The 2,431-nt window shown below is 59.5% G+C and carries 3 protein-coding genes; all 3 read right to left on the bottom strand.

Features of this window, described 5'->3' with window-relative positions:
• Positions 1–257: 257 nt before the first annotated feature.
• On the bottom strand, positions 258–1,142 hold the full coding sequence (locus tag EH55_RS04635) for a hypothetical protein (RefSeq protein WP_037975235.1): 885 nt from the start codon (positions 1,140–1,142) through the stop codon (positions 258–260).
• 108 nt (positions 1,143–1,250) lie between these two features.
• Positions 1,251–1,826 carry a DUF4376 domain-containing protein gene (locus EH55_RS13380; protein WP_051682650.1) on the bottom strand — a complete coding sequence of 192 codons (576 nt, stop codon included), beginning with the start codon at positions 1,824–1,826 and terminating at the stop codon, positions 1,251–1,253.
• A gap of 12 nt (positions 1,827–1,838) precedes the next feature.
• Positions 1,839–2,431: hypothetical protein (locus tag EH55_RS14405; RefSeq protein WP_037975233.1), on the bottom strand; the 593-nt coding region annotated here is incomplete at its 5' end.

Genomic DNA, 2,431 nt, shown 5'->3' with positions numbered 1-2,431 from the left:
CGACGTCCAGCCGCGCCTGCGTTTTCTCTATTTCGGACAGGCGGTTGAACAGCTCCTTGTGCGAGGCTGTGTTCTTCTCCTCGAACTTCTCCAGCTGCGTCGACAGCTGGGACAACGTCACTTCGAGCGTTTCGTCATTCATGCTGCATTCCCCCTATATCAGCCGGGACAGAGCCCAGCCCCAGAAAAGACAAGAGCCGGCTATCACGCCGGCCCAGACCACAGCCATTTTTACGTCCATTGTTTTCGCTCCTTTATTAAATGTCTGCTGAAATGATCACCCTCGAAGGCACGTACAGCACGGCGTCCGTCAGCCCGTGCGCCACGTCCGTAGTCACTCGCACGCCGAGCGTCTGGTTGTACGAGATGAACTCCACGTTCGAAATCGCCAAGCCGGAGACGCTGCCCATCGACAGCGTGCGCAGCTGGAACTCGCCGGATTCAAGGCTCGGCGCTGAACGCAGCGACGCAGGAAGCGGGATGTTGAAATCCAAATAAGTCGTCGAATAGTTCGTCATGCGGAAGCGGCTCGGCGTGCTTATCGCCATCGCGTAGCGGAGGCAGGCGAGCAGTTCCGTATCGTAGTTCCCCGGAGCCGCCTGCGCCAGCGTGCTCTCGTCTCCGTACTCGAGCATAGCCCGCGCTATGTTCAGCGTCTCGCCGGTGGTGCAGGATATATACGCGCAGAGGTAGCCGGACGCGTCGGACGGCACGACCGCCGTTATGCTGTGTACGCCCGCGCCGCTCATCGCCCTGCTCGTCGGGTTCGCGACGCTGTATATGTCCGGGTTCGCGAAGACGCCTATTCTGCCGGAGCCGGCGAGCAGCTGCACCGACAGCGTAACCGTCCGCCCCGCGAGCCCGACGAGTCGTATCGGCTGTATCATATACGCCGCGCCGTTCGTGCAGGAGAGCGTGACGTAGCCGCTGTTTCTCCGCACGCTGCCGCCGGACGTATATAACGCCCAGCGGTCGAGCGTATATTTGCGGCTCACCGAATATTCACTTTCCGCACGCTGGTTGACCGGATTGCGGAAGTCCGCGTTGTCCAGCATGTTACGCTTCTCATACGCCGCGAAGTACTCGCCGACGGTCTGCAACCCCGCAGCCGTGCGCCTTTGGAATACGAGCTTATTCGACATGGCGCCCACCCGCTCCCGTCATGTTGTGTATACTTTGGGTCAGCGCTGTAAGGCTTACAAACTCACAGTGCCCCCCCCCCCGCATATGTTTACTAATTGTTTTCATATCTACGCCTCCCATGTGATTTCGTCGAGCGCTTCGGCGGATTCCGCCGCCTCTATCGCCGTCTGCAATTCAGCCTCGCGGTCGAAGCAGGCTTCTACGTGCGCCCGCACCGCCTGCGCGACTGCTATTATCTGCGCCGCCGTGAGCGTCACGAAGCCGTTTTTCGCCTTCCACGTGACCGAGTAGTTTTCGTCGTGCGACGCCGCGAGCGCCGCGCCCGTTATGAGCGCCTGGCTTTCGCGGTCGGTGCGGATAACCGCGCCCGAGAGCGTTATGCCGGATATTTCAGCGGCGTAACGCGCCGCGGCCATTTCCGCGCGCTTTTTCGCCTTCAATTCGTCCAACGTCGGCGATACGTCGTTTTCTACGACCGCGCCGTCCGCTATGCGGTACTGATATTTGCCGTCGTCTGTCATCAGCGGTTTGCTAAAATAGTTGCTCTGCGCGTGGTGATACTTATCGCCTTCGCCTTCGTCCACCTCTATCCAGCCGGCCGGCACGGGGTCGGGCAGGAAGGCTTCGGAGTTGACGGATACGACGTTGTCCGCCGCATCTGTTTTTACGTATACTTTGTACATGTCTTATTCCTCCTACAGCTCCGCGTTCAGGAACGTCGCGCTGTTAGCGTAGAGCAGACAGTCGGTGAGCCCGTGCGACGGCGCGTTCACACGCAGGAATACGTCTGGGTCGCGGCGCAGCGTCTCTATGCTGGATATCGATACGCCGCTGCCGACTACCGCAAGAGTCTTAATTGACAGCGCCGATACATCTTCCACCGTCGGCAATGCGCGCATCCGCTGCGGCGTCGGGATGTGGAATTGGAGAACGTCCGACGTATAGCTTTCGAGCCGGAAGCGCTGCGCGGCGGAGATTGGCACCAGATAGCGCTGGCATATCATCTCTTGTTCGGCGTAGTCGGCCACGTCCGTATCTTTCAGTGTAGAGACGTCGCCGATTTCAAGCTTCACGGAGGCGAGAGTCAAAGACACGTCGGCGTCGTTGCTGTTTCCGATGTGGAATTTCAGGCTGCCGGCGATGTCGGACGCCGAGCCTAATGTGACGGTGTATTTTTTTATGCCGGTAAATCCTGCGTCGATTATGCCTCCGCCGGTGCCGCTGGAGCCCTGCACGAAATAGCTTGAAAACTTGCCGGTGCAGGCCAGGACGTCAGCGAGACGGTCAC

Source organism: Synergistes jonesii (assembly GCF_000712295.1).
Classification (GTDB): domain Bacteria; phylum Synergistota; class Synergistia; order Synergistales; family Synergistaceae; genus Synergistes; species Synergistes jonesii.
The sequence above is the reverse complement of the archived record's forward strand: the minus strand, read 5'-3'. Positions and strand labels throughout refer to the sequence as shown.